Source organism: Falsiroseomonas oryzae (assembly GCF_027856955.1).
Classification (GTDB): Bacteria; Pseudomonadota; Alphaproteobacteria; order Acetobacterales; family Acetobacteraceae; genus Falsiroseomonas; species Falsiroseomonas oryzae.
In genome coordinates this window covers 1-26,246 of sequence record NZ_JAPSMD010000028.1, presented here as the reverse complement: position 1 = coordinate 26,246, position 26,246 = coordinate 1, and the positions used below count along the sequence as shown (strand labels likewise).

Below are 26,246 nucleotides of genomic sequence, written 5' to 3'. Positions count from 1 at the left end.
GGGAGGAGGTCGCGGCGAACCCCGCGGAGGCGGCGGCCGCGGCCGCGCGGCTCGGCGGACCGGTCGTGCTGAAGGCGCTGTCGCGCCATCTGGCGCACAAGACGGAGGTCGGCGGCGTGCGGGTCGGGCTGCTGGCGGCGGATGTCGCGGCGGAGGCCGGGGCCATGCTCGCGCGCGTCGGCGCGGCAACCGGCCGTGCGCCCGAGGGCCTGCTGGTGCAGGAGCAGCTGCGCGGCGGCGTCGAGATGATCCTGGGGCTGCTGCGCGACGACCACCTCGGCACCGCGGTGCTGCTGGGCACAGGCGGCACGGCGGCCGAACTGTTCGAGGACACGACGCTGCGCCTGCTGCCGCTCGACCGCGCGGAGGCCGAGGCGATGGTCGCGGAGCTGCGCGGCCGCCGCCTGCTGGAAGGCTTCCGCGGCGCGCCACCGGCCGACGTGCCGGCCCTCGTTGACGCAGTGCTCGCCTTCGCGCGCATGGCGGAGGCTTTGGGCTCGCGGCTTCGCGAAGCGGAGATCAACCCGCTCTTCGTCCTGCCCGCGGGGCAGGGCGTGCGCGCAGCAGACGGCATCGCGGTGCTGGCGCCCGCCGGCGCCTGACCCCGGCTTGGCGAGGGCGCGGCGGGGTTCGTATCCTTCGCGCGGATCACGAGGAACGCGACGCAATGCCCGATGCCCAGGCCGATGTGTTCGACTACGTCATCGTCGGCTCCGGCGCCGCCGGCTCGGTGCTCGCGAACCGGCTGACGCAGGATCCGGACGTGACCGTCTGCGTGCTGGAAGCCGGCCCGCCGGACCGCAACCCCTTCATCCACATCCCCGCCGGCTTCGTAAAGACGCTCGCCGATCCCTCGGTCACCTGGCAGTTCAAGACCGAGGCCATTCCGATGACCGGCGGGCGGCGGATCAGCACGACGCAGGGTCGAACGCTCGGCGGCGGCTCCTCGGTGAACGGCATGATCTACAACCGCGGCCAGCCCGCCGACCTCGACAGCTGGGCGCAGCGCGGCAACCGTGGCTGGGGCTATGCCGATTGCCTGCCCTACTACCGGCGCAGCGAGAACCGCATCGGCGTGCATGACGAGACGCGCGGCACCAGCGAAGGCGCGATCCCCGTCACCGACATGGACTGGATCCATCCGGTCTCGGAAGCCTTCATCCAGGGCTGCCTGGCCTCGGGCATTCCGCGCGCGCGCGACTACAATTGCGGCGATCAGGCCGGGGTCGGCTACTACCAGCGCACCATCCGCAACGGCCGCCGCATCTCCGCCGCACGGGCCTTCCTGCATCCGGCGATGGCGCGGAAGAACCTGGAGGTCCGCACCAACGCCCGGGCCAGCCGCATCCTGTTCGAGGGCAAGCGTGCCGTCGGCATCCGCTACCTGGCCGATCGCAACGCGCCGCCGAAGGAGGTGCGCGCGCGGCGCGAGGTGATCGTCTCCGCCGGAACGGTGAACACGGCGCGGCTGCTGCAGGTCTCCGGCGTGGGGCCGGCGGATCTGCTGGGGCGGCTGGGCGTGCCGGTGGTGCATGAACTGCGCGGCGTCGGCGCCAACTTCCGCGACCACTACGCCAGCCGCTTCGTCATGCGCGCGAAGCCCGGCGTGGAGACGCTGAACGAGCTGTCGCGCGGGCTGAAGCTCGGCGCGCAGATCGCGCGCTGGGCGCTGCGCCGGCCGAACATCCTGGCCACCACGCCGTCCCATGTGCACGTCTTCTGGAAAAGCTTCGAGGGGCTGGACCAGCCCGACCTGCAATGCGTCTTCACGCCCGGCAGCTACGCCGAGGGCAAGGTCTACATCCTCGACGACTATCCCGGCGTGACCGCCGGCGCCTGGCAGCACCGGCCGGAGAGCACGGGCTGGGTGCGGGCCCGCAGCGCCGACGTGTTCGAGGATCCGGAGATCAACCCGAACTACCTCTCGGACCCGATGGACATCCGCGTTCACCTGGGCGGCATGCGGCTGATCCGGCGCCTGCTGAACACGCCGCAGCTCGCCCCCTTCCTGGAACGCGAGACGCTGCCCGGCCCGCAGGCGCAGTCCGACGACGAGCTGCTGGACTTCGCCAAGAAGAACGGCAGCACGACCTACCACCTGATCGGCACGGCGCGCATGGGGCCGGAAACCGACCCGACCGCGGTGGTTAGCGACCGGCTGCTGGTGCATGGGATCGAAGGGCTGCGCGTGGTGGACGCCTCCATCATGCCCAGCATGCCTTCCGCCAACACCTACGCGACGACGCTGATGATCGCGGAGAAGGCGGCCGACTTCATCCGGGGGAAGACGGCGTAGCGCCGTAGGCCGCGACCAGCGCCTGGGTGCCCACCTCGCCGCCGAGCTCGGCGGCCACGCGCTCGAACAGGCGGCCGGACTGGGCCAGGCCGGGCAATTCCAGCCCCATCGCCTCCGCCTCGGCCAGCGCGATGCCAAGGTCCTTCAGGAAGTGCTTCACCATGAAGCCCGGCGCGAAATCGCCGGCCAGCATCTTCGGGCCGAGCGCGATGAGCTGGAAGGAATTGGCCGCGCCGGGTGCGAGGGCGGCGATCACCGCCTCGCCGTCCAGGCCGGCGCGGCGGGCATAGGACAGCCCCTCCGCCACGCCCATCACGGCGGAGGCGATGGCGATCTGGTTCGCCATCTTGGTGTGCTGGCCGGCGCCGGGCCCGCCCATGTGCCGGATGGACTTCCCCATCTGCTCGAAGACCGGCCGGGCGCGCGCGAAGGCCGCGGCGTCGCCGCCGACCATGATCGACAGCGCGGCCTTCACCGCACCCGGCTCGCCGCCGGAGACCGGCGCGTCCAGCGCGGCGCAGCCCTTCGCGGCCGCCGCCTCCGCCAGCCGCATGGCGAGCCGGGGCGAGGAGGTCGTCATGTCCACCAGCACCGCGCCCGGCTTCGCCCCGGCCAGCAAGCCGTCGGGGCCAAGCCAGACCTGCTCCACGTCCTGCGGGAAGCCCAGGATGGTGATGACGATGTCGCTCCGCGCTGCGAGGTCCGCCGGCGTCTCCGCCCAGGTCGCGCCGCGGTCCAGCAATGCCTGGACGCGCGGCCCGCGCGAGCGGTTCGCGACCGTCAGCGGATGGCCCGCGGCAAGCAGGTGGCCCGCCATCGGTGCGCCCATGATGCCGAGGCCCATGAAACCGATCCGGGGCAGCGTGCTGTCGCTCATGTCCTGTCCTCCGCCGCCTGCAACGCGGCCCAGATGCGGGCCGGCGTGGCGGGCTGGCCTTCCAGATGCGCGCCGGCCTGCGCCAGCGCGTCGTTCACCGCGTTCATCAGCGCGCCGATGCCGCCCATCGTGCCGCCTTCCGCCATGCCCTTGATGCCGGCCGGCGTGCGCGGGCTCGGCGTGTCGTGGTGGGAGAGCGTGAAGGCGGCCAGGTCGTCGGCGCGCGCGATCGCGTAGTCCATGAAGCTGCCCGCCAGCGCCTGGCCATCCGCGCCATAGGCCGCGTGCTCCAGCATCGCGCCGGACAGGCCCATGGCGGTGGCGCCATGCGTCTGGCCCTCCACCACCAACGGGTTGATGCGCGTGCCCGAATCCTCGGCCACGACGTAGCGCAGGATGCGCAGCGCGCCGGTGGCGCGGTCGATCTCCACGGCGCAGCCATGCGTGCTGTTGGCGTACGTCATCGGCGGCGGATCGAAGGCGAGCAGCGTGTGCAGCCCGGGCTCCATCCCAGGCGGCAGGCGCAGCGGATCGAGATGCGCGGTGCGCGCCACCTGCGCCAGGGTCAGCCCGGTATCGGCCCAGCCATCCTGCGCCCGGCGCAGCACGGCGCCGTCGCGCAGCTCCAGCCCGTCCGCGCTGTTCAGGCCCAGCATCGCCGCGGCGATCTCGAGCACCTTCGCTTTCAGCCGCTGCCCGGCCATGTAGAGCGCGCCGCCACCCGCGGCGGCCCCGCGGCTGCCGCGGCTGCCCATGCCGTAGGGCGCGATGTCGCTGTGGCCGATCTGCACCTGAACGTCGTCGAAGGCCGCGCCCAGCCCGGCCGCGGCGGCCTGCGCCAGCGTCGTCTCATAGCCCTGTCCCGAGCCCATCAGCCCGCAGGAGGCGATGACGGCCCCCGAGGGCTCCACGCGGATGCTCGCCACCTCGTGGCCCGATCCCGGGATGCCGGCGGCCTTGTAGAAGGCGGAGCCGTAGGTCGTGCTCTCCACCACGGTACAGAGGCCGATGCCGAGCAGCGTCTCGCCGCCGCGCGCCTGCTGTCCGCGAAGCTTGCGGTAGTCCAGCGCGGCAGCCGCACCCTCCAACGTCGCCAGCGGGCTCAGCGCGTCGTAGTGCTCGCCCGTCGCGGTGGTCCAGGGCAGGTCGGAATCGGCGAGGGAGTTGCGCCGCCGCACCTCCAGCGGATCCAGGCCGAGCTCCCGCGCGATGGCGTCCATCGTCCCCTCCATGATCCAGGAGGTGACGGCCATGGGCGCGCGCATCGGGCCGGCCGGGCACTTGTTGGTCAGCCAGACCGTCACGTCGTAGCCGTATTCGCGCAGCCGGTACGGTCCCGGCAGGATCAGCGCGATTACGCGCGCCATGTAGTTCGCCGGGAAGAAGGACCAGGCGCCGAAATCGGCCTCGATCGAGCAGGTCAGCCCGAACAGCCGTCCATCCAACGCGACGGCGGCGCGCGTGGTGACGGTCTCCTCGCGGGCCATCATGGCGGCGGTCAGGTTCTCGGCGCGGGTCTCGCGCCAGCGCACCGGCCGGTCCAGCAGGCGCGCCGCCGCGGCCAGGCAGAGATCCTCGCGCAGCGGGATGATCTTCTGGCCGAAGCCGCCGCCCATCTCCGGGCTCTCGACCGTGACCTGGAATTCCTTCAGGCCGAGCCGCGCTGCAATGGCGCTGCGGTAAGGGTGCGGCGCCTGGGTGCCGACGCGCATCGTCAGGTGCTGCCGACCGGCATCCCATTCTGCGAGCAGGCCGCGCGGTTCCATCGGCACATGGGTCTGCCGGTGCTGCGCGAAGCGCGTCTCCACCACGTGGTCGGCGCGCGCAAAGGCGGCGTCCAGGCCGGGCGTCGCGAAGGACTGGCGGGAGACGCGGTTGCCCGGCACCGCCGGGTCCACCAGCGCCGCGCCGGGTGCGGCGGCGTCCTGCATGCTCGCGATGGCGGGCACCGGATCCCAGTCCACGCGCACCAGTTCGGCCGCATCCTCCGCGGCCGTGCGGCTCTCCGCCAGCACCAGCGCGACAGGATCGCCGACGAAGCGCGCGGTCTCCACCGGCAGCACCGGCATCTCCATCGGCAGCAGCCCCTCGATGGGCGGCGCCATGCGCAGCGGCGTGACCAGCGCGCCGAGTTCGCGCCCGGTCAGCACCGCGGCCACGCCCGGCAGCGCCAGGGCGGCCGCGGCGTCGATCGCGCCGATGCGCGCATGCGGGAAGGGGCTGCGGACGAAGACCGCGTGCAGGCAGCGCGGCGGGGAGGGGATGTCGTCCACGAAGCGGCCGCGGCCGGTGAGCAGCCGCCGGTCCTCCCGTCGCCGCAGCGGGCGGCCGAGCACGCCGCCCGGTTCCGGGGGCGGCGGGACCTGGGTCACAGCCGTGCGTCCGTCGTCGCGTCGAACAGGTGCAACCGCGCCGGGTCCACGCCGACGGCGATCACCTGGCCTTCCTGCGCGCGCCATTCCTTCGGCACGCGCAGCGTGAGCTTCACGTCGTCGCCGGCGACCACCTCGAGATGCGTCTCCGACCCCAGCGGTGAGACGAGATCGACGCGCGCCTCCAGCCTCGCGAGGCCCGGGGCCAGCGTCCCGACATCCTCCGGCCGGAGCCCGAGCGTCACCGCGCGGCCGGGCTGCGCGGCGCCGGGCGGCAGCGCCAGGCGGAAGGCACCGCGGGCGAAGCTGCCGTCCGGCGCGATCTCGCCCTGCACCAGGTTGATCTGCGGGCTGCCCAGGAAGGCCGCGACGAAGGTGTTGGCCGGGCGGGCGTAGATGCCCTCCGGCGTGTCCAGCTGCTGCACCAGGCCGCCCTTCATCACGGCGATCCGGTCGGCCAGCGTCATCGCCTCCGCCTGGTCGTGCGTGACATAGACGAAGGTGGCGCGCAGGCGGTGGTGCAGGTGCTTGATCAGGCTGCGCATCGAAAGCCGCAGCGTGGCATCCAGGTTGGAGAGCGGCTCGTCCATCAGGAAGACACTGGGCTTGCGCACGATGGCGCGGCCGAGTGCCACGCGCTGCCGCTGCCCGCCCGAGAGCTGGGAGGGACGGCGGTCGAGAAGGTGGCCGATCTCCAGCTGCTCCGCCACCTCCGTGACCGCGCGCGTGATCTCCTCGCGCGGGGTGCGGCGCAGCTGCAGCGGGAAGGCGATGTTCTCGCGCACCGTCTTGTTGGGATAGAGCGCGTAGGACTGGAAGACCATCGCGACCTCCCGCTTGTGCGGGGGCTGCCAGGTCACGTCCTTGTCGTCGAACAGCAGGCGGCCTTCGCTGATCTCCTCCAGCCCCGCGATCATGTTGAGCGTGGTGGTTTTGCCGCAGCCGGAGGGGCCGAGCAGCACCATGAACTCGCCATGCCGGATGGTCAGGTCCAGCGCGTCCACGGCCACGACGCCGCCATAGCGCTTGGTGATCCGTTCGCAGGTGATGGTCGCCATGGCCTCAGCCCTTCACGGCGCCGGCGGTCAGGCCGGAGACGATGTAGCGCTGGAACAGCACCGCCATGACCACGGGCGGGATGATGGCGATGACGCCGGCGGCGTTGACGAAGGAGAAGCTGGTGGTGAAGTCCATCACGAAGCCCGAGATGACGATCGGCAGGGTCTGCGCGGCGACGTTCTGCGTCAGCACGAGCGCGAAGACGAACTCGTTCCAGGAGGTGAGGAACGCGAAGGTGAGGGACGCCACCAGCGCCGGCAGCGACAGCGGCAGATAGACATGGCGCAGCGCGCGCCAATGCCCGCAGCCGTCGATCCGAGCCGCGCGGTACAGGTCGCGCGGGATGCCCTCGAAGTAGGAGATCAGGATGAAGATGGTGAAGGGCACGGTGATCGCGAGGTAGGTCACCACCAGCGCACCCAGCGTGTTGATCAGGCCGAGGTTCCGGATCACCAGGAACAGCGGGACGATCAGCGCGATGTCCGGCACCACGCGCGTCGCCAGCACGGTATAGAGCGTGGCGCGGCGGCCGCGGAAATCGATCACCGCGATGGCATAGGCCGCCGTGATGCTCAGCAGCAGGTTCAGCGCGGCGACCCAGAGCCCGACGGTCAGGCTGTTCCACAGCGAGGGCAGCAGGTTCGCCGCGCCCGAGGGCAGGAAGCCGCCGGTCGCCGGGTCGCCCTGCCGCCGCGTCTCGTAGGTCACCTGCCGCTCGGCCGCGTTCAGGATGGCGTCGAAGTTGCCGAAGTTCAGCTCCGGCGGCAGCCAGTTCGGCGGTACCGCCGTGATCTGCGCCTCCGTCTGCAGCGAGGAGGAGACGAGCCACGCCACCGGCCCCGCGACGTAGAGCACGAAGAGTGCCGAGAACACGGCCAGCAGCAGCGCGCGGCCGAGGCGGGGGGCGATCGGGCGGCCGGCCATCAGATGCGCTTCCCCAGCCAGCGGATCAGCGCCCAGGAGAGCAGGAAGGTCGCCATGGCCAGCACGTAGCTCATCGCTGCGCCGGTGCCGAAGCGCAGCGAGCGGAAGGTCTCGACATAGATCAGCCAGGACAGCGTGAAGGAGGCGTCGCCCGGCCCGCCCTGCGTCATGATCAGGAATAGGTCGAAGTGGCGGATGCTGATCATCGTCTCATAGACCAGCACCAGCATCAGCCCGGGCCGCAGCGCCGGCAGGGTGACGTGGATGAAGCGCTGGAACACGTTGGCGCCGTCCACCTTGGCGGCGCGGTAGAGGTCGTCCGGGATGGCCTTCATGGTGACGATGAGCAGCAGCGCCGCGAGCGGCATCTGCTTCCAGACCGCCGCATTGGCGATCAGCAGCAGCGTCAGGTCCGGGTCGCCCAGCCAGGCGCGGTAGCGTTCCAGCAGGCCGAGCTGGACCAGCAGCGCATTCAGCAGCCCATAGGTCGGGTCGTAGATCCATTTCCACATCAGGCCGTTCACCACGGACGGCGTCGCCCAGGGCACCAGCAGCAGGGCGGAGAGGATGCGCTGGCCGGGGAACGCCTCGTTCAGCAGCAGCGCGACCAGGACGGCGAGCAGCGTCGTCACCGCGACCGTGACCACGGTGTAGACGGTGGTGCGCGAAACGGCGAGCCAGAAGCGCTCGTCGTCGAAGATGCGGAGATAGTTGTCGAAGCCGACGAAGGGCCGGCGCAGCGGCCGCGTCAGGACGATGTCGTGCAGGCTGACCCAGAAGCTGTAGAGGATGGGATACGCCGCCACCACCAGCAGCACCGCCACCACCGGGAAGACCAGGATGGCGGCGTTGCGTTCGTCGTATCCCAGGGCGGGGCGCCGCCGAGGGCCGGGGCGCCGTTCCAGCGCGCCCGACACGTCAGCGGAAGGCCCGGCGCAGCTCCGTCCACTTCGCGGCCGCCGTGCGCATGGCGGCCTCCGGCTCCGCGCGGCCCAGGCAGACCGCCTGCCAGGCCTGGTTTGACGTCTCGACCCACTCGCCGAACCAGGGCGAGATCGTGTCCTTCTTGCGCGCCAGGGTCGCCTGCTGTGCGATGACCGCGCCGCCGCCGGCCCAGCGGTCCCAGAAGGTCTTCACATCGGCATCGTCGTTCACCGGCAATGCACAGGACGGCAGCCCGACATCGGTCAGCAGCAGCTTCTGCATGGAATAGGCGCCGGCGGTATCACGGCCGCCGAAGAACTCCATGAAGCGCACCGCGCGCTCGCGCCGTGCGCGGTCCTGCTTCGCGCCGGGCGTCATGCCGTAGAAACGGATCCAGCCCAGGGTGGCGTTGGTGCCATCCGGCCCGCCCTTCGGCATCAGCGCCACGCGGATCTTGCCGTGTGCCTGCGCCTGGCTCGGGTCGTTCAGCGCGCGGATGCGGTAGGTCGGCACGATGCCGAAGGCATGGGCGCCGCTGCCCATCGCGCGCAGCCCGTTGATCTCGGGCGTCTCGACCGCGCCGGGGGAGACGATGCGGTGGGTGGCGATCGCCTCCCGGATGAAGCGCGCCGCGCGCACCGAACCCCGGTTCGCATCCGCCATCACCGCATTGCCCTGGTCGTCCACCATGCGGCCGCCAAAGGCGTAGGTCAGCGCGCTGACGAACTCGATCAGCCAGGTGTCGGCCGCCAGCGAAAGCAGCAGCGGATATTCCGAGATGCCCTGCTGCTTGATGCGCAGCGACTGCTGCACGACCTCCTCCCAGGTCGTGGGCGGCGCGGCGATGCCGGCGCGCTGCAGCAGCTCCGTGTTGTACATGAAGGACATGTGGTCGCCGTAGTAGGCGAGGCCGTACTGCCGGCCGCGATAGGTCATGGACTGCGTGCAGTAGTCCGCCGCCTCCGCATTGTAGCGCATGAGCTGCGGGATGTCGTTGATGTCGGCCAGCCAGCCGGCCTCCGCGAATTCCGGCAGCCAGGCGTCGGACACCCAGGACACGTCGATCGGCGCATTGCCGACCAGGCGCGTGACCAGTGCGGTGCGGAACTGCGCCCAGGGGAAGTTCTCGTAGTTCACCCGGATGTTCGTCGCGCGCTCGAAGGCGGAGATCTGTGCCCGTACCTGGTCCACCGCGGCGGACCAGCCGATGAAGCTGACCGTGCCGCCCGCCTGCGCCGCGGCGTGGTCCGCCGGCAGCCCGAGCAGAACGGCCGGGGCGCCGAGCAGCCCGGCCAGCGCCTGGCGTCGCGAGGGAAGGATGGCGTGGTTCGACATGGCTGCGACCTTCTGTCCGACGTGTCCGTGTCCGACACAGGCAGTATTCGCGCCGGCGCACCTCCTGTCCAGGGCGCCGCCCGGCGACTCAGCAGGCCAGCACGACGTTGCCCATGACCTCGCCGCGCTCTACCGCTTCATGTGCCTCCACCACCTGCGCCAGCGGCAGCACCCGGCCGATCGCGTGCTGCACCTTCCCGGCTTCGAGCCAGGCGGTGATCTGGGCCACGCCCTGCGCCCGCGCCTCGGGCGACAACTCGTAGACGATGAAGAAACGGATCGCCACGCCGGAGAGGATCAGCGGCCCGAAGGGCAGCGACATCTCCGCCCTGCCGGAGCCGTAGCAGGCGCAGAAGCCGTCCCGCGCGACGATCTGCGGCAGCAGCGCGCCGTTCGCGGCCAGGTCCACCTCCACCACGCGGTCCACGCCGCGACCGGCGGTGAGGTCCTTCACCACCGCCGCCACGTTCTCCATCCGGTAGTCGATGACCTCGTCGGCGCCTGCGGCGCGTGCATGCGCCGCCTTGGCCGGGGAGCTGACCGTGGCGATCACCCGTGCCGCGCCCAGCAGCTTCGCCATCTGGATGGCGTAGTGGCCGACCGCGCCGGCGCCGCCTGCGACCAGCACCGTCTGGCCCGCTACGCCGCCATCGGTCTGCACCGCCCGCCAGGCGGTGAGGGCCGGGATGCCGAGGCAGGCGCCGGCCTCGAAGGAAATGCCATCCGGCAAGCGCACCGCCTGCGCGGCGGGCAGCGCGATGTGCTCGGCCGCCGTGCCGAAGGCGCGCTTCCATTGGCCGTTCCAGATCCATACCCGCTCGCCGATGCGGGCGCGGTCCACGCCTTCGCCCACCGCCTCGATCACGCCGGCACCGTCGCTGTGCGGGATGACGCGCGGCGCCGCCATCGGCCGCGTGCCGGAGCGGGTCTTCCAGTCCGAAGGATTCACGCCGGAGGTCGCGAGCCGCACCAGCACCTCGCCGGCACCTGGCGCGGGTGTCGGCATGTCGCCCACGACCAGCACCTCGCGCGCCGGTCCATTCCGCTCGTACCACGCTGCCCGCATGGCTGCCTCCCTGCTCCGTCGTGCCACTTCTCGCAGGGCGTGCCAGGCGCGCCAAGGGGTGGCGGTTGCCGCCGGCGCGCCGCGCCGCCTAGGCTTGCGGCATCGGAGGACGCGCCATGCCGGATGCCAAGCCAGAGCCGCCCATCGCCACGCTGCTGCGACAGGCCGGGTATGACCTGCCCGCCGCGACACTGGCCGATCTCGACCGGGCGCATGGCCTGCTGCAGGCGATGCTCGCGCGCCTGCCCGGCACCGCGGCCGAGGCAGAGCTGGCGACCGTGTTCCATCCGGACGCGGCGCGATGAGCCTGCCCGGCGTTGCGGAAGCGGCCGCTCTGTTCCGCGCGCGCAAGCTCTCCCCGGTGGAGTTGGCGCGCGAATGCCTGGCGCGCATCGCGCGGCTCGATCGGGGCCTGCATGCCTTCGTCACGGTAACGGAGGAGCGCGCCATGGCCGATGCGCGCGCCGCCGAGGCACGGCTGATGCGCGGCGCGGCGCTCGGCCCGCTGGATGGCGTACCCTTCGCGCACAAGGACATCGTTGCGACGGCGGGCATACCGACCACCGCCTGCTCCCGCATCCTGCGCGACAACGTGCCGTCGGCCGATGCGAATGTGGCTGCCCGGCTGGCGGAGGCCGGGACGGTGCTGCTGGGCAAGCTCACCACGCATGAATTCGCGCTGGGCGGGCCGTCCTTCGACCTGCCCTCGCCACCCGCGCGCAACCCGTGGAACGCCGCGCACTTCACCGGCGGATCAAGCAGCGGCTCCGGCGCGGCGATCGCGGCAGGGCTGGTTCCGGCGGCGACGGGCACCGATACGATGGGCTCCATCCGCTCGCCCGCCGCGCTGTGCGGCATCACCGGGCTGAAGCCGACCTATGGGCTCGTCGGGCGTGGCGGCGTGTTTCCGCTGGCGCAGTCGCTGGACCATGTGGGCCCGATGGCGCGCAGCGCGGAGGACTGCGCGCTGCTGCTCCAGGCCATGGCCGGCCCCGACCGGAGCGACCCGGCTTCCGCCGGGCGACCGGCCGGCGATCCCGCCTCGGCGCTCGCGGGCGGGGTGACCGGGTTGCGCATCGGTGTGGTCCGCCGCTTCCACGAGCAGGACAACCGCGGCAGCCCTGCGGCGCTGGCGAACCTGGAGGCGGCGCTGCAGACCTTCCGCGACCTCGGCGCGCAGGTGGCCAATGTGGAACTCCCGCCGCTCGCGGATTGGCACGCCGTCGCCGCCACCATCATGCTGGCCGAGGCGCACGGCATCCATGGCCCGTGGCTCCGCGCACGCTTCAGCGAATACGGCGCGCTGTTCCGCGAACGGGTGGTGCTCGGAGCGGCGATCTCCAGCGAGCACTACCTGGCCGCGCAGCGACGGCGACGCGTGCTCTGCACCACAATGGCCGAGGCCTTTACGCGCCACGACCTGCTCGTCACGCTGGTGCAGCCCGGCGAGGCGCCGCCCATCGAGGGCACGCCACGCTGGGGAGTGCTGGAACTCGGCTCGCTGGCGGCGCCGTTCAACGTCACCGGCGGGCCGGCATTGGCCCTGCCGACCGGCTTCGGAGAAGGCGGGTTGCCGACCGGCATGCAGATCGCCGGCCCGGCCTTCGCCGACGCGCTGGTGCTGCGCGCCGGCCACGCCTTCCAGCAGGCAACCGATGTCCACCGGCGCTGGCCGGCGCTGGCGGCATAGGCAGGCGCGCCGCTACTGCCGCTCGATCCGCGCCGCCTCCACGGTGCGGGTCCAGCGCGCGATCTCGCCATGCACCATGGCGCGCACCGCCGCCGGCGAGGGCAGGGCGCGCGGCGCCAGCCCCATCTCCTCCAGCCGTGCCCGCATCTCCGGCGTCGCCGTCACCTGGCGCGTCACCTCGTCGATGCGGGCGAGGATGTCGCCCGGCGTGCCGCCCGGCGCGGCCACGGCGTACCAGGTTTGGATGTCGAAGTCGGGCTGGCCCAGCAGCTCCGCCACGGTCGGCACATCCGGCAGCAGCGGCGACCGCTCGCGCGAGGTCACCGCCAGCGCGCGCGCCCCGCCGTCCCGGATCTGGCCGAGCACGGCGGAGATCGGCTCCACCACCACCTGCACCTCCGCGTTGCGCAGCCCGACCAGCGCGGCCGGCGTGCCGCGATAGGGCACGTGGGTCAGCCTGAAGCCGGCGGCGGCCTGCGTCGCTTCCGCCACCAGATGCTGCGTGCTGCCGACGCCGACGGTCGCGACGTTAAGCCGCTCCGGCTGCGCCTGGGCACGGCGGCGCAGATCGGCGAAGTCGGCCAGCGCATCCGGCGCGCCCGCGGGTCCGGCCAGCAGCACGAGCCCGACCGAGCAGACCAGCGAGACCGGCTCGACATCGGCGATCGGGTCGTAGGGCAGGCGTCGATACAGCGCCGCCGAGACTGCGAAGCCGTTGTTGATCAGCATCAGCGTGTGCCCGTCCTTCGGGGCGCGGGCCAGCGCCTCGGCGGCTAGCGTGCCGCCGGCGCCGGGGCGGTTCTCCACCACGACGGGCTGACCGAACTCGGCCGCCATGGCGGGCGCGATCATGCGGGCGACGATGTCGGTCGCGCCGCCCGCGGCGAAGCCCTGCAGGAAGCGGATCGGGCGGTCCGGCCAGGCACGGCGCGCGGGTTGCGCGGCGACCGGTGCGGCAAGAGGCGCGAGCGCCGCGGCACCCAGCAGGGCGCGGCGCGCGACGGATGGCGGGCGGGTCATAACGTTTCCTCCTGGCGCCGCACTTCGCATGCGCGCGTGCGCCGTTCAAGCGGCGCGCTTGACCGCGCTGGCGCCGCGCTCTACGCGGCGCGCCCAGGCCGCCGGAGACGACGCATGATGCCCGACCCTGAGATGATCCAGCGCCAGCGCGTCGCGGAGCTCGTGCAGAACTGGGCCGTGTGGCGCGATGCGGGCGACTGGGAGCGGTTCCGCACCTGCTGGCACGAGGACGGCTTCATGATGGCCACCTGGTGCCAGGCGCCGGCGGCGGAGTTCATCAAGGCCAGCCAGGCCGGCTGGGCGAAGGGCGTCTCCATCCTGCATTTCCTCGGCGGGATCAGCGTGGATGTCGCGGGCACGCGCGCGGTCGCGCAGACCAAGATGACGATCAGCCAGCGCGCCGAGGTGCATGGCGTGCTGGTGGACGTGGTCTGCACCGGCCGCTTCTACGACTTCGTCGAGGAGCGGCCCGGTCGCTGGGGCATCGTGATGCGCCAGCCCATCTACGAGAAGGACCGGATGGACCCGGTGGATCCCGCTGCCCGGCTTGAACTGGACAGGGACCTTCTGGCGCGCTTCCCGGAAGGATACCGCCATCTCGCCTATCTGCAGACCGGCATCGGCTACGACGTGAAGCGCGACATGCCCGGGCTGAAGGGCGAGCGGGTGGAGGCGCTGTACCGCGCCGGCGCGGCGTGGCTGCGCGGCGAGGCGCTGGGCTGGCCGGGCTGATGACCACCAGGAACCGATCGGGAGTTCACGCATGAAGGTCTTCGCGATATCCGGCAGCCTGCGCCGGGCTTCGTTCAACACGGCGGCGCTGCGCGCCGCGAAGGCGCTGGCGCCGGAGGGCGTGGAAGTCACGATCTACGAAGGGCTGCGCGACATCCCGCCCTATGACGACGAGGTCCGCACCGGCTCCGGCTACCCGGCGCCCGTCGCCGCGCTGCGCGCTGCCATCAAGGAGGCCGACGCGCTGCTCTTCGCCAGCCCGGAGTACAACTTCTCGATTTCCGGCGTGCTGAAGAACGCGATCGACTGGGCGTCCCGCGTGCCGGACCAGCCCTTCGACGGCAAGCCCGTTGCCATCCTCGGCGCGGCGACGGGTCTCTACGGCACCGCGCGGTCCCAATACGATCTGCGCAAGATCCTCGCCTCGCTGAACGCGCAGCTGCTGAACAAGCCGGAGGTGCTGATCGCGCAGGCCGCGTCGAAGTTCGACGCGGCGGGCAACCTCACCGACGAGACGGTACGCGGCCTGATCGCCCAGCAGATGGTCGCGCTCCGCGACTGGACGCTTCGGCTGAAGGGCTGACCGCGAGGCCAGCGAGGAAGCGGTTGACCGAGCCGTCGATCGCCGGGCCGACATCGTCCGGCGCCGGCAGTTGGTAGATGAAGCGGCGGATGCCGAGGTAGACGATGCCCCCGTGCAACGCCCACATCGCTTCCATGTCGGGCGCCTGGCAGCTTCCGTCGGCGGCGATCTCCTCGCGGAGCGGCGCCAGCAGCCGTTCCGCGACATGGCCGAGGTAGCGCCGGTTCAGCGCCTCCCCGGCCAGGCCTGCCCACATGAAGATGCGCATCCATTCGTAGGTGAAGATCGCCGCGGCGTATTGGCGGTAGAACCGGCAGAGGCGGTCGCGCAGCGGTACCCGCCGGTCACGGATCTCCGCGATCCAGCGCGGGTCGAGACGGCCGAGGAAGACGCGCTCGAAGACCGCTTCCAGCAGGTCCGCCTTGCTGGAGAAGTAGCGGTAAAGCAGCGCCTGCGTGACGCCCGCGCGCTGCGCCAGGTCGCGCGTGGTGCCGCCCAGCCCGACCTCGGCGAAGTAGCACACGGCGGCGGCCACGATCTGCTCGCGGCGCGCTTCCGGCTCCAGGCGTCGCGGCGGGCGCAGCGTGCCGTCCAATCCTTCCTCCCTTGCCCCGGGCCTTGCGCAGGGCCCGCTTGACAGGCTGCATAGTTTCAGTTGATCAGATGATCAACAAGCAAGTCGTGGCCCGCGGTCTGCTGGGCCTCGCAAGGGGGATGTCGTCCATGAAGTGGCCGGCCTTCGGCTATGCGCGCGCCCGATCGCTGCAGGATGTCTGGCGGCTGCAGTCCGAGCATGGCGACGGAGCGCGGTTGATTGCCGGCGGCCAGACGCTGCTCGCCACGCTCGCCTTCCGGCTGTCCGAGCCGACCGTGCTGATCGACATCACGCAGGTTCCGGAGTTGCGCGGCGTGTCGGTCGAGGCGGGCACACTACGGATCGGTGCCCTGACCCGGCATGCGGAACTCGGCCGCGACGAACTGATCGCCCGCCATGCGCCGTTGCTGCGCGAGGCGGTGCCCTACATCGCGCATCCTGCCATCCGCAACCGCGGCACGATCGGCGGCAGCCTGGCCTATGCCGATCCGGCGGCCGAGCTGCCGGCCTGCGTGGTCGCGCTGGGCGCGACGCTGGTGCTGGCCTCGGCGGCCGGTGAGCGGCGCGTGCGGGCGGAGGATTTCTTCACCGGCCTGCTCGAGACCGCCTTGCGCGGCGGCGAGCTGATCACTGCCGTCGAGGTGCCTATCGCCACCGCCGCCACCCGCAGCACCATCGCCGAGGTTGCGCGCCGCTCGGGCGACTACGCCATGGCCGGGCTGGCCGTGCATCTGTCGCTCGGCAGCAACGGCCAGGTCGCGGCGCCGCGGCTGGTGTATTTCGGCGTCGGGAATGGGCCGGTGCTGGCGAAGGCGGCCGGTGCTGCCCTTGCTGGGCGCAGGCTTGGGGCGGAGAGCATCGCTGCCGTCCAGGCTGCACTGGCCGGCGACCTCGATCCGCCCTCCGACCTGCACGGTCCGCCGGAGATGAAGCGCCATCTGGCGCGCGTACTGACCGGTCGGGCATTGTCCCGCTTCCTGCCGGCGACGGAGGTCGCAGCATGACCGCGCGCATCGACATCACTCTGACCGTGAATGGCGAGCGCGTCACGCGCAGCGTCGAGCCGCGGCGGCACCTCATTGATTTCCTGCGCCTCGACCTCGGCCTCACCGGCTCCCATGCCGGCTGCGAGCACGGCGTCTGCGGCGCCTGCACGGTGAGGGTGGATGGCGAGATCGTCCGCGGATGCCTCGTGCTGGCCGTGAGCCTGGACGGGGCGGAGGTCACCACCATCGAGGGCCTGTCCGACAGCGGTGAGGTGGAGGACCTGCAGGCCGCCTTCGTCGCGCGCAATGCCGCGCAATGCGGCTTTTGCACGCCGGGCATGGTGATGGCCGCGGCCGACATCCTGCGCCACCACCCGGAGGCCGACCGTGCTGCCATCCGCGAGCATCTGTCCGGCAACTACTGCCGCTGCACCGGCTACCAGGCGATCGTGGACGCGGTGGAAGCCACGCTGGAGGCACGGCGATGAACGACATGCCGACCCCGGAGAGCATCGGCCTCTCGCGCGAGGACCTGCCGAACTCCTACATCGGCCGGTCGGTGCCGCGGCCCAATGTCCCAAAGCTGGTGCAGGGCCGCGCGACGTACACCGATGACGTGCAGCTGCCGCGGCTGGTGCATGCCGCCTTCCTGCGGTCGCCGCACGCGCATGCGCGCATCGCGCGGATCGACGCCGCGGCGGCGATGCAGGTGCCTGGCGTGGTGCGCGTCTTCACCGGCGCCGATCTCGCCAAGGTCTGCGATCCCTGGGTGGCGACTCTGGACCACCTCAAGGGCATGAAGTCCGCGCCGCAATACCCGCTGCCGCTGGAGCGCGCGACGTGGCAGGGGGAGCCGGTGGTCGCCGTGGTCGCGGACAGCCGCGCCGCGGCGGAGGACGGCGTCGCCGCATTGCTCGTGGAGTTCGAGCCGTTGCCCGCGCAGCTGGACATGGAGACGGCGCTCGCGCCCGGCGCAGTGGTGATCCACCCGCAGCTCGGCGACAACCTGGTCTTCACCCGCACCGCGGAGAAGGGCGACGTCGCGGCCGCGATGGCTGCCGCCCACAAGGTGGTGGAGGCCACCTTCGTCACCGGCCGCCACACGGGCGTCACGCTGGAGCCGCGCAGCATCATCGCCGACTACAACCGCGCCGAGGGCACGCTGACCGTGCACCATTCGACGCAGGCGCCGCACATGATGCAGGGCGTCTTCGCCAAGCAGCTGCGGCTTGAGGACGGCCAGGTCCGCGTCATCTGCAAGGATGTCGGCGGCAGCTTCGGCATCAAGGTGCATGTCTACCCCGATGAGGTCGCCGTCGCCGCCATGGCACGGATCCTCGGCCGCCCGGTGAAGTTCGTCGCCGACCGGTTCGAGAGCTTCGTCTCCGACATCCACGCGCGGGACCACCGCATCAAGGGGCGCATCGCCGTGGACGCGGACGGGAAGATCCTCGCCTTCGACATCGACGACCTGACGGGCATCGGGCCCTATTCCGTCTATCCGCGCACCAGCGCCATCGAGGGCAACCAGGTGGTGAACCTGTGCGGCGGGCCCTACGACTTCGCGAACTACCGCTGCACCACGACGGTGGTGCTGCAGAACAAGACGCCGACCTGCCAGTACCGCGCCGTCGGCCACCCCATCGCGACTGCGGTGACGGAAGGGTTGGTGGACCTGGCGGCCGAGGCGCTGGGCATGGACCCGATCGAGATCCGCCGGCGCAACCTGATCCGCGACGACGCTTATCCCTACACCTCGCCGCCGGGCATGCGGTTCGAGGGGCTGTCGCACCATGCGGCGCTCGACAAGCTGCTGCAGATGGTGCCGGTGGACCGCATCCGCGCCGACCAGGCCGAACAGCGCAAGCGGGGCGTGCATCGCGGTCTGGGCTTCGCCAGCTTCATCGAGCTGACGAACCCGTCGCCTTTCATGTACGGCATCGGCGGCGCGCGCATCTCCGCGCAGGATGGCGCGACGGTGCGGATGGACCCCGATGGCTCGGTCGTCGTCATGTCCGGCGTGACGGAGCAGGGGCAGGGCACCGAGGGCATCCTGCGCCAGATCGTGGCGCATGGCGTCGGCGTGCCGGTGGAGCGCGTGAAGGTCATCACCGGCGACACCCAGACGACGCCCTATGGCGGCGGAACCTGGGCCTGCCGCGGCGCGGGCATCGGCGGCGAGGCGGCGCTGCAATCCGCCATCGCGCTGAAGCAGCAGATCCTGGTCGTGGCCGGCGCGATGCTGCAGGCCGCGCCCGACAGCCTGGACATCGTCATGGGCCAGGTGGTGGACCGCGACACCGGGCGCGAAAGGATGCCGCTCGCCGAGCTCGGCCGCATCGTCTACTACCGTGGCGACACTCTGCCGAAGGACCTGCCGCGGGAGCTGGTGCAGACGCGGCACTTCATCACCAAGGAGTACCCCTTCGCCTTCACCAACGGCATCCAGGCCAGCTGGGTGGAGGTGGATACCGAGACCGGCATGGTGAAGCTGCTGGAGCATTGGTGCGTCGAGGATTGCGGGCGGGTGGTCAACCCGCTGCTGGTGGACGAACAGGTGCGCGGCGGAATCGTGCAGGGCCTTGGCGGCGCGCTCTACGAGCACTGCGTCTACGACGAGCAGGGCAACCTGCTGACCACCACCATGGCCGACTACCTGGTGCCGATGTCGGCGGAGATGCCGGACATGCATGTCGGCCACGTCGAGACGCCGACGAAGGAGAGCCTGCTCGGCGCCAAGGGCGCGGGGGAGGCCGGCACCGCCGGCGCACCGGCGGCGCTGATGAACGCGATCAACGACGCGCTGCGCCCGCTCGGCGCGCGCGTCACGGAACAGCCCTTCACCCCGGCGCGCATCCTGGCCGCGCTGAGCCGCATCTGACGCATCAGGGAGGAGAGAACACCATGACGATCCGCCGCCGCAGCCTGCTTGCCGGCACCGCCGCGCTGCCGCTGTTCTCCATCGAGAGCCGCGCGCAGTCCGCGGTGAACATCACCATCGCCTCCAGCCACCCGGTCGCGAATTACTGGGTGAGCAACATGAAGAACGTGTTCCAGCCGGAGGTGGACAAGTTCCTCCGCGACAACGGCAACACGCACCGCATCAACTGGCGCGAGGCCTATGGCGGCACGCTGTATCGCTTCCAGGACACGATGGAGGCGGTGCGCGACAACATCACCGACATCGGTTACGTCGGCACGCTGTGGGAGGGCAGCACCATGCCCCTCCAGAACGTCACCTACTTCACGCCCTTCGCGACAGGTGACCACGGTGTCGTCGCCCGCGCCTTCGAGCAGATGAACGAGAGCGTGCCGGCGATCCGCCAGAACTGGTCGTCGCTCAAGATCATCCCGGTCGCGTCCTACATCACGGACACCTACCACATCTGGTCGAACTTCCCGATCCGCACGCTGGACGACCTGCGCAACCGCAAGCTCGCCGCGCCGGGGACCAGCGCGGGCTGGCTGCAGGGCACCGGCGCGACGCCGGTGGACGGCGCGCTGACCACCTACTACACCGACATCCAGACCGGCGTGATCGAGGGGGCGCTCTCCTTCTACGTCGGCATCCTGCCCACCCGGGTCTACGAGGTCGCGAAATACGTCACCGAATGCGACATCGGTGCGATGTATGTCGGCGGCATCGGCATCAACAGCGACCGCTTTGCGCGCTGGCCGGAGGTGGTGCGCCGCGCGATGGTGGCCTCGGGCAAGGTCGCGACGGCCGCGCACATCCAGGACGTGTCGAGCCGCGTCGCCTCGGCCAAGGCCGAGATGATCCAGAAGGGCGCCATCGTCACCGCGCTGCCTGCGGCGGAGCGCGAGCGCTGGATCCGTGGCCTGCCCAACCTCGCACGGACCTGGGCGGACAGTTCCGGCCCGGCGTCGCGCGAGGTGCTGACCACCTATTTCAACGCGATCCGCGCAGCCGGGCAGACGCCGGGTCGCAACTGGGACCGAGAGCTGACCTCCTGACCTGACGAGCGCCGCCATGGCCGACGACATCGACATGGCGGCGCTCGACGCCGCCGCAGCGCCACGGTCCTTCGACCCGGTGCGGCTTCTGCTCGACCTGCTCGCCGCGATCGGCACGATCTGGACCTTCGGGTTGATGTGCCTGATCTGCGCGGACGTGATCGGGCGGTCCTTCCTCAACGCGCCGATCACCGGTGTTGCGGAGATCGCCGCCCATTCGGTAGTCGGCATCGTCTTCCTGCAGGTCGGCGCCACCATCTACAGCCGCCGCATGACACGGGCCGACTTCCTGATCGACCGTCTCCATCGTTCGGTCCCGCGGCTGGCGCAGGCGATCGAGATGGCCTTCATGCTGCTTGGCGCGGTCATCATGGCCTTCATCGCGCAGGCGGCGTGGCCGGGCATGTGGAATTCCATCGCAGCGCGCGAGTTCTTCGGCGTGCAGGGCATCTTCACCGTTCCCACCTGGCCGTTCCGCGCTCTGATCGTGCTGGGCGGAACGGCCGGGGTGCTGGCCTACCTGGCGCTGCTCGTCACGGAAACCCGGCGTATCCTCGCTGGTCGGGCCTGAGCCATGGAAGACGTCACCATCGGCTTCGTGCTGATCGGCGCGATGGTCGGGCTGATCGTGATGGGCCTTCCGATCGGCCTGTCGCTGATCTCCACCGCCGCCGTCGGCGTCTGGCTGATCCGCGACAATCCCGACCTCGCCTTCCGCTTTACCGCGATGGCGACCTATTCGGGCATCCAGGACTACGTCTTCGCGACCATCCCGCTCTTCGTGCTGATGGGTCTGCTGGTCAGCGTGTCCGACGTCGGGAAGGACACCTTCGAGGTCGCGCAGGCGCTGCTCCGGCGTATCCGTGGCGGCCTCGGCATGGCGACGGTCGGCGCGAACGCCGTCTTCGCCGCGGTCACCGGCGTGTCCATCGCCTCGGCCGCCGTCTTCACCAAGGTCGCCGTGCCGGAGATGGTCCGGCACGGCTACACCATGCGCTTCGCCGCCGGCACCGTGGCGGGCTCGTCCATCCTCGGCATGCTGATCCCGCCCTCGCTGCTGATGATCGTCTATGGCGTGCTCGCCGAGGTCTCGATCGGCAACATGTTCATCGCGGGGGTGATCCCGGGCATCATCATCGCGCTCGGCTTCGCCGTGATGATCTGGGTGTATGCCGCCTTCTTTCCCAACCGCATCATGACCCGCGCCACCGCGCCGGAACTCAGCCAGCGGGCGATGCCGGGCGGCGAGATGGCGCTGAAGTCGGTGCCGATCATGGCGCTGGTCGTACTGATCCTGGGCGGTCTCTACACCGGCTTCTTCACGCCGACCGAGGCCGGCGCGGTCGGCGCCGCGGGCGCGCTGCTGCTGGCGCTGGCCCGCCGGCGCCTGGACGGTCCGAAGTTCTGGCGCGTCTTGCGGGAGACGGGTTTGGTCTCGGCGGCCATCCTGTTCCTGCTCATCGCGGCCGGTCTCTATTCGCGCATGCTCGCCATGGCCGGCGTGCCGCAGGCGATCGGCGACATGGTGGAGCAACTCGGCCTGGGTCCCTACGGCTTCCTCCTCGTCTTCGTGCTCATCATCCTGCTGATGGGCATGATCCTGGACAGCACCTCGATCCTGCTGATCATGGTCCCGATCGGCGCGCCGATCGCGGCCGAGATGGGCTTCGATCTCGTGCATTTCGGGATCATGACCATCATCGCGGTGGAGATGGGCCTGCTGACGCCGCCCTTCGGCATCTCGGTCTTCACCGTGAAGGCCACGCTGAACGACCCGAAGGTCGGCATCGAGACGATCTTCGCCGGCGCGCTGCCTTTCGTCGCCGTGATGGGCCTCGCGCTGCTGCTGATCGCGCTCGTGCCCTGGCTCGCCACCGCGCTGGTCACCTGAGCCATGCCGCGCCGGATCCTCGATCTCTCGGTGGCGCTGGAAGCTGGCATCGCCTCCGACCCGCCGGGCCACACGCCCGAGATCACCTATATCGACCACCGCCAGAGCGCGCCGGACGTCGTGCGCTTCTTCCCCGGACTGAAGATCGATGACCTGCCGGGCGGCGAGGGCTGGGCGATCGAACGGCTGAACCTCACCACGCACACCGGCACGCATCTGGATGCGCCCTACCATTTCCACTCCACCATGGATGGCGGGAAGCCGGCCTGGACGATCGACGAGGTGCCGCTGGAGTGGTGCTTCGGCCGCGGCGTGAAGCTCGATTTCCGCGACCTGCCCGATGGCCACGTCGTGACCGCCGCGGAGGTGGAGGCGGAGCTCGCCCGTGCCGGCGTCGCGCTGCAGCCCTTCGACATCGTGCTGGTGAACACCGCGGCCGGTGCGCGCTACGGCCAGCCCGACTACCTCGCCCGCGGCTGCGGCATGGGGCGCGAGGCGACGCTGTGGCTGACCGGGCGTGGCGTGCGCGTCTGCGGCACCGATGCCTGGTCCTGGGACGCGCCCTTCCTGCACACCGCCCGGCGCTACGCCGAGACGAAGGACGCCGGCCTGATCTGGGAAGGCCACCGCGCCGGCATGGTGCGCGCCTACTGCCACATCGAGAAGCTGGCGAACCTCGATCAGCTACCCGCCACCGGCTTTCAGGTCGCCTGCTTCCCCTTCAAGATCAAGGGCGGCTCCGCCGGCTTCACCCGCGCGGTCGCGATCTTCGAGGACTGACGCGCCTCACGGCGCCGCGTCGGATGGCGGCTCCCGGCTGGCCATGCTGAGCAGCGCGACCCATTGCGCGATCGCCTCCTGCTCCTCGGTCGAGATGTCGGGCGAGGACATGACGGGCAGCAGCGAGGTGCTGTCGCCGAAGCTCGCGACCACCGTGGGTGGCGCGGGCCGCGGAGGCGCGGCGGCGGCGCTGCCGCGGGGCGCGGTCGCCTCGGCCCAGTCCTCGGCGCTGCCCGGCACGACCTCCTCCAGCACATAGGCGGTCACCACGCCTGCGGCGGCGCCGACCAGGAAGCCCACCACCGCGCCCGCCGCGGTGCCCGCGCCCGGCACGATGGAGCCCGCCGCCGCGCCGATCTCGGTCGCGAGGATGGCGATGCCGGCCGCGCGCGCCAGGCGGGAGCCGACCTCCACCGCGCTGTGCTCGCGCTGCTCCTGCGTGATGCGGTAGCCTTCCATGCCCAAGGCGAAGGTGCCGCCGAAGCCGGCGCGCACCCCGAAGCGGCTGGCAGCCGACAGCGGCGTGCCGCGCGCGATGGATCGTTCCGCCAGATAGGAGATGGTGCGCCCTTCCAGCGCCATCTGCGTGCCGGAGAGCACGGCGTCGCGGGTGCCCGCGCTGGCCAGCTCCACCGCCCAGTCCGGGTGCTCGCGCTCGTCGATGTACATCATGCCGCCGGTGGTCGCGACCCCGATGACGAAGCCGCCCAGCCCGCCGCGGCCGAAGTTGCGCCCCATCGCGCCGCGATGCCCGAAGCGGGCATGCTCGATTGCCTCCGGCCGCATCACGCTGTCCGCATCGGCGCCGAGCGATGTAACGGCGCGGTTGCGGAAGCCTTCCAGCCCGGTCAGGTGCTCGGTGGTCAGGGCGTGGCCCATCACGCGGTCGGCGACGAGGCCCTGCGCCTGAGACCGCGCCGCTGCGTATTCCGCGGGCGAGAGGCTGTTGCGTGCGGCATCCAGGTCGGCCGGGGAGGAGAAGGTCCGCGTGCTGCCATCGGCCAGCGTGACCGTGACGGGGCTGTCCGCCATCGCGGCGCCGAAGGATTCGCGCAGCCGCCCGCTCCAGGCCTCGTCGCCGGTCAGCGTGCCGCGGAAGGCGGCGACGTCGTCGGCGTTGATCGCCAGCAGCGCATCGCCCAGCATCTGGCGGCGCGCCGCCTCGAACTCCGGCGTGCCGCGGGTCAGGCTCATGTCGCCGGTCAGGTTGCGCAGCGCCGAGAGCACCGGGTCCGTTTCCGCCGCCGTGGTCCAGCGCAAGGTCCCGCTGCCCGGCGTGCCGGTGCCGCGCGGGTCGGCCAGCCCGGCCCCGATCCGCTCCGCGATGTAGGATTGGTTGCTGCTGTCGATCTCCAGGATGCGCGTCGGCGTCGCGGCGGCGCCCCGGTGCGCGTCGGCCGCTGCCGCCATGGCCGGCGCGCTGCTCGCCCCGATGATCCGGCTGGACGCGGTGCGGCCGAGCTCGCCGAGTGCATGGCCGAACTCCGTCGGCGTCATCCGCTGGTTGGTCGCGTAGCTGGTGGGCGGTGCGCCTTCGACCGTGAAGCTGGCCGAGGAGGGGGCGCGCGCCGCCAACTCGGCCATGGTGCTGATCGTCACCCGGCTACCGTCGCGCAACGTCACCGTAATCGGGCTGCCGCGAAGCGCCTCTGCATACAGGGCGCGGAAGCCGCCACTGCGGGCGATGAGCCGGTGACCGCCACTGCCCGGCCGCGCATTCGGATCGGCGATCGCGCTGCGCAGCGCCGCCAGTTCGGCATCCGGCACGGCGAACAACGTGTCGGGCAGGAAGCGCGCCTCGGCCGCGGCGAAGTCCGGCGTGCCGGGCGCGAGGGCGGCGTTGCCGCTAGCCGCGCGCAGATGCGCCAGCACGGGATCGGTGCCGGCCGGCGTGGTGGCCCGTCGGCCCGCCACGTCCAGCAGCGCTTCGATCTTCATGATGTATTGCTGGCGTCGCGTGGCGTAGTCCGCGGCACCGCTGGTGGTGACGGAGATGCGGCGGACGCCCAGGATGCGCGGCACCCCGCTGTCCGCGGCCGGCCCGAAGTCCAGCAGCGGGAAGTTGCCGGTCTGGCTGCGCCCGGTGATGTCGATCCACGGCCGGCGGTTGAAGTCCTCCAGCCCCGTGCCCCAGCCGCTGCGCCAGTCGCTGGCGGTGCCGATCTCGCCCAGTCGCCCGCGGAAATTGGCGTCCGACAGCAGGATGGGCATGCGCCCCTCGCCAGTGCCGCCGAGCCGCCAGTCCAGGAAGCTGGTGCGCCCGACGCCAGGCGCGAGCGGCATCATCGGGCGGTAGCCCGCTTCCGGCCCGGCGCCGGCCAGCGCGATCAGCTGCGCCGGGTTGGCCAGCAGCGCCTGCGCGCGCGCGGTGTTCACGCGCTGGTAGCCCAGCGTGTCGATGTAGCCGTTCACCTGGCGCAGCGTCATGATCGCGCCGGTCAGCGTGACGTCGGGCGTGCCCATGGCCCGCTCGCCATCAGCGACGACGATCTCCATCACGCCGACCGCGCCGCGGCGCATGGTGTAGAGGCTTGCCGGCGTGCCCTCCGTCGGGTCGGCCAGGAACACGAAGCCGAGCCCGATCCGCCGCTGCCGCTCAGTCCGCAGCTCCCGGGCGCGAAGCTGCCAGGCTTCTGTTTCCGGCGAGCTCTCGAAGGCGCGGGCCAGTTCGCCGGCGACCTCCATCTGCTCGGCGATCAGCTCCGCATTGGTCAGCTCGCGCACCGGCAGCGCCAGCACGGGCAGCCTCGGCCGCGGCACGCGCGCGCCTTCCGTGCTGGTCGCAGCGGGATCGGCGAGCGGTCCGCATTCCTCCGGCGCCGGCATGGTGGTGGCATCCGTCGTGCCGGCATCCATGCTGCCGCCATCGCCATTCTCGCGACGGAGGACGCCCGTGTCGTCCTGCAGCGTGTGCGCGACCTCATGCGCCAGCAGCCGCTCTCCCGCCGCGGTGGAGAGCGGCGGCGCATCGGCGCCGAGCGCGATGTCGCGGCCCAGCGCGAAGGCGCGCGCGCCTACGCCACGGGTCGCGGAGGCCGCCTCGGGGCCCTGGTGCAGGCGCACCGCGGAGAGGTCCCGACCCAGCCGCCGCTCGAACCTGGCGCGGCTCGCATCCGGCAGCGGCGTGCCAGGCCCGAGGCG

General features: G+C 71.4%; 23 protein-coding genes. 13 read left to right on the top strand and 10 right to left on the bottom strand.

The window, feature by feature from the left end:
- Together OZN99_RS05525 and OZN99_RS05520 are read left to right on the top strand one after the other, a co-directional pair.
- The coding region (locus tag OZN99_RS05525) for an acetate--CoA ligase family protein (protein WP_270934190.1) at positions 1–602 on the top strand (602 nt) is incomplete at its 5' end.
- Between the two features lie 65 nt (positions 603–667).
- The gene (locus OZN99_RS05520) at positions 668–2,296 is read left to right on the top strand and encodes a GMC family oxidoreductase (RefSeq protein WP_270934189.1); all 1,629 of its coding nucleotides are present in this window, start codon (positions 668–670) and stop codon (positions 2,294–2,296) included.
- Here OZN99_RS05520 and OZN99_RS05515 read toward each other — a convergent pair.
- The 7 genes from OZN99_RS05515 to OZN99_RS05485 all read right to left on the bottom strand — a co-directional run bounded on the left by OZN99_RS05515 (position 2,274) and on the right by OZN99_RS05485 (position 10,853).
- Positions 2,274–3,173, bottom strand: coding sequence for an NAD(P)-dependent oxidoreductase (locus tag OZN99_RS05515; RefSeq protein WP_270934188.1), 900 nt, complete (start codon positions 3,171–3,173; stop codon positions 2,274–2,276). The genes OZN99_RS05520 and OZN99_RS05515 overlap by 23 nt on opposite strands.
- The gene (locus OZN99_RS05510; RefSeq protein WP_270934187.1) at positions 3,170–5,545 is read right to left on the bottom strand and encodes a xanthine dehydrogenase family protein molybdopterin-binding subunit; all 2,376 of its coding nucleotides are present in this window, start codon (positions 5,543–5,545) and stop codon (positions 3,170–3,172) included. Before OZN99_RS05510 ends, OZN99_RS05515 begins: the two co-directional genes overlap by 4 nt.
- Entirely contained in the window at positions 5,542–6,603 is a 1,062-nt protein-coding gene (locus OZN99_RS05505; protein WP_270934186.1) for an ABC transporter ATP-binding protein, read from the bottom strand. The genes OZN99_RS05510 and OZN99_RS05505 overlap by 4 nt, the downstream gene beginning before the upstream one ends.
- 4 nt (positions 6,604–6,607) lie before the next feature.
- Positions 6,608–7,528 carry a carbohydrate ABC transporter permease gene (locus tag OZN99_RS05500; protein ID WP_270934185.1) on the bottom strand — a complete coding sequence of 307 codons (921 nt, stop codon included), beginning with the start codon at positions 7,526–7,528 and terminating at the stop codon, positions 6,608–6,610.
- Positions 7,528–8,445 (bottom strand): carbohydrate ABC transporter permease, encoded by a 918-nt coding sequence (locus tag OZN99_RS05495; protein ID WP_270934184.1) that lies wholly within the window; start codon positions 8,443–8,445, stop codon positions 7,528–7,530. Before OZN99_RS05495 ends, OZN99_RS05500 begins: the two co-directional genes overlap by 1 nt.
- A gap of 1 nt (position 8,446) precedes the next feature.
- Positions 8,447–9,787, bottom strand: a complete 1,341-nt coding sequence (locus OZN99_RS05490) for an ABC transporter substrate-binding protein (protein WP_270934183.1) — start codon at positions 9,785–9,787, stop codon at positions 8,447–8,449.
- A gap of 88 nt (positions 9,788–9,875) precedes the next feature.
- Positions 9,876–10,853, bottom strand: coding sequence for an NADPH:quinone reductase (locus OZN99_RS05485; protein ID WP_270934182.1), 978 nt, complete (start codon positions 10,851–10,853; stop codon positions 9,876–9,878).
- A 116-nt stretch (positions 10,854–10,969) separates the two neighbouring features.
- Here OZN99_RS05485 and OZN99_RS05480 point away from each other — a divergent pair, with 116 nt between their 5' ends.
- On the top strand, positions 10,970–11,158 hold the full coding sequence (locus OZN99_RS05480) for a hypothetical protein (RefSeq protein WP_270934181.1): 189 nt from the start codon (positions 10,970–10,972) through the stop codon (positions 11,156–11,158).
- Positions 11,155–12,543 (top strand): amidase, encoded by a 1,389-nt coding sequence (locus tag OZN99_RS05475; protein WP_270934180.1) that lies wholly within the window; start codon positions 11,155–11,157, stop codon positions 12,541–12,543. The genes OZN99_RS05480 and OZN99_RS05475 overlap by 4 nt, the downstream gene beginning before the upstream one ends.
- Before the next feature lie 12 nt (positions 12,544–12,555).
- Here OZN99_RS05475 and OZN99_RS05470 read toward each other — a convergent pair whose 3' ends face one another.
- Complete coding sequence (locus OZN99_RS05470) at positions 12,556–13,563, bottom strand: Bug family tripartite tricarboxylate transporter substrate binding protein (RefSeq protein ID WP_270934179.1); 1,008 nt, start codon at positions 13,561–13,563, stop codon at positions 12,556–12,558.
- A 114-nt stretch (positions 13,564–13,677) separates the two neighbouring features.
- Between OZN99_RS05470 and OZN99_RS05465 the strand changes: the two genes are divergently transcribed.
- Both OZN99_RS05465 and OZN99_RS05460 read left to right on the top strand, forming a co-directional pair.
- Positions 13,678–14,295, top strand: coding sequence for a nuclear transport factor 2 family protein (locus tag OZN99_RS05465; protein ID WP_270934177.1), 618 nt, complete (start codon positions 13,678–13,680; stop codon positions 14,293–14,295).
- 31 nt (positions 14,296–14,326) lie between these two features.
- Complete coding sequence (locus OZN99_RS05460; RefSeq protein WP_270934176.1) at positions 14,327–14,878, top strand: NADPH-dependent FMN reductase; 552 nt, start codon at positions 14,327–14,329, stop codon at positions 14,876–14,878.
- On the opposite strand, the gene OZN99_RS05455 is transcribed toward OZN99_RS05460, so the two are convergent.
- Positions 14,799–15,473 carry a TetR/AcrR family transcriptional regulator gene (locus tag OZN99_RS05455; RefSeq protein WP_270934175.1) on the bottom strand — a complete coding sequence of 225 codons (675 nt, stop codon included), beginning with the start codon at positions 15,471–15,473 and terminating at the stop codon, positions 14,799–14,801. The two genes, OZN99_RS05460 and OZN99_RS05455, sit on opposite strands and share 80 nt — an antisense overlap.
- Before the next feature lie 128 nt (positions 15,474–15,601).
- On the opposite strand from OZN99_RS05455, the gene OZN99_RS05450 reads away from it, so the two are divergent.
- The 7 genes from OZN99_RS05450 to OZN99_RS05420 are packed head-to-tail and all read left to right on the top strand — an operon-like array spanning position 15,602 to position 23,105.
- A complete protein-coding gene (locus tag OZN99_RS05450) occupies positions 15,602–16,477 on the top strand; it encodes an FAD binding domain-containing protein (protein ID WP_270934174.1) in 876 nt (291 codons plus the stop codon).
- Entirely contained in the window at positions 16,474–16,947 is a 474-nt protein-coding gene (locus tag OZN99_RS05445; RefSeq protein ID WP_270934173.1) for a (2Fe-2S)-binding protein, read from the top strand. The genes OZN99_RS05450 and OZN99_RS05445 overlap by 4 nt, the downstream gene beginning before the upstream one ends.
- The gene (locus tag OZN99_RS05440; protein WP_270934172.1) at positions 16,944–19,340 is read left to right on the top strand and encodes a xanthine dehydrogenase family protein molybdopterin-binding subunit; all 2,397 of its coding nucleotides are present in this window, start codon (positions 16,944–16,946) and stop codon (positions 19,338–19,340) included. The genes OZN99_RS05445 and OZN99_RS05440 overlap by 4 nt, the downstream gene beginning before the upstream one ends.
- Positions 19,341–19,363: 23 nt before the next feature.
- Positions 19,364–20,434 (top strand): C4-dicarboxylate TRAP transporter substrate-binding protein, encoded by a 1,071-nt coding sequence (locus OZN99_RS05435; protein ID WP_270934171.1) that lies wholly within the window; start codon positions 19,364–19,366, stop codon positions 20,432–20,434.
- A 16-nt stretch (positions 20,435–20,450) separates the two neighbouring features.
- On the top strand, positions 20,451–21,005 hold the full coding sequence (locus OZN99_RS05430; RefSeq protein ID WP_270934170.1) for a TRAP transporter small permease subunit: 555 nt from the start codon (positions 20,451–20,453) through the stop codon (positions 21,003–21,005).
- 3 nt (positions 21,006–21,008) lie between these two features.
- Entirely contained in the window at positions 21,009–22,325 is a 1,317-nt protein-coding gene (locus OZN99_RS05425; protein ID WP_270934169.1) for a TRAP transporter large permease, read from the top strand.
- A 3-nt stretch (positions 22,326–22,328) separates the two neighbouring features.
- Complete coding sequence (locus OZN99_RS05420) at positions 22,329–23,105, top strand: cyclase family protein (protein ID WP_270934168.1); 777 nt, start codon at positions 22,329–22,331, stop codon at positions 23,103–23,105.
- A gap of 6 nt (positions 23,106–23,111) precedes the next feature.
- Here OZN99_RS05420 and OZN99_RS05415 read toward each other — a convergent pair.
- Positions 23,112–26,246 (bottom strand): eCIS core domain-containing protein (locus OZN99_RS05415; RefSeq protein ID WP_270934167.1); only part of this gene is annotated, 3,135 nt, incomplete at its 5' end.